This window comes from Nitratidesulfovibrio oxamicus (assembly GCF_015731765.1).
GTDB lineage: Bacteria > Desulfobacterota > Desulfovibrionia > Desulfovibrionales > Desulfovibrionaceae > Cupidesulfovibrio > Cupidesulfovibrio oxamicus.
In genome coordinates, this window is the sequence record NZ_VRYY01000655.1 from 1 (window position 1) to 936 (window position 936).

The window sequence follows — 936 nt, forward strand, 5'->3', positions numbered from 1 at the left end:
GGGCCAGCCAAGGCCGCCGGGGCAGCCCGGCCTGCGGGGCCTGGAAGGGCAAGGGCGCCGACGTGAACGGCACGGGCGGCTGCCACATGATTGCGCATGGGGGGCGGCCGCCCGCACGCTCAGGACTGCTTGCCGCCAGCGGCGTCATCCGCGCGGGGAGTGAGTTGATAGCCCATTTCCTGGGCCATGTACTCAAGTGCGGCCACGTCGTGTGTCACCCGCATGATTTCCAGCAGGGTATCCGCACCCAGCTTGGCGCTGTGGTCGTGCGGGTTCAGTTCCCTCATCATGGTGGGGTAGGGCTTCCCGATCTGCTGGGCAACCCACTTGGACCGCCGCGCACCAAGCACGGCATTCTGGGTGATGCTGGTCACGCTTCTGCGCATGGATGCTACCTCCTGCCTGCGGTGGTGGAAACCGGCGCGCCTCACCTGTTCGCTGGCGGCGCGCGGAGGGCACTGGACCATGGTATCGCAGAAACCATGAAGCCACGAGGTTGTAAACCTGATGATACGGTATTTTGGGCGTTGAGCGTGACGGTATTTTCATGGTAGTGTTCCCCTGAATCTGCGTAGGGTGACACTTTCCAAAGTGGTGGTTGTGCGCCTGTTTGGCGGTGAGGTCACTGTATGGCGCGGGTGTGGGGCGCGGTGACCGGGATGCAGGAATCGGGGGCTCCGAGAGGGCAACATGGAAAGCGGGCGCAACGTGTTCATTGCAGCGCATCAGCCGCTGATGCTCGAAGGGCTGAAGGTGTTGCTGCGCGGGCTGGAAGGGGTGCGTGTGTGCGGCGAGGCGTCGGACGGGCGTGCCGCGCTGGAGGGGTGCGAGCGGCTGGCGGCGGACCTGGCCGTCATTGAATGCGGCCTGCCCCTGCTGGACGGGGTGTGCGTGATGCGGCTGCTCAAGCGCCGCCATCCGGCCCGGCGGGTGCTG

The 936-nt window shown here is 66.0% G+C and carries 2 protein-coding genes; one reads left to right on the forward strand and one right to left on the reverse strand.

Annotated features, from left to right (window positions below; genetic code table 11):
• Positions 1-119: 119 nt before the first annotated feature.
• Entirely contained in the window at positions 120-386 is a 267-nt protein-coding gene (locus tag FVW20_RS16900; protein WP_196610506.1) for a phage regulatory CII family protein, read from the reverse strand.
• A 304-nt stretch (positions 387-690) separates the two neighbouring features.
• On the opposite strand from FVW20_RS16900, the gene FVW20_RS16905 reads away from it, so the two are divergent.
• The coding region (locus FVW20_RS16905) for a response regulator (RefSeq protein ID WP_196610507.1) at positions 691-936 on the forward strand (246 nt) is incomplete at its 3' end.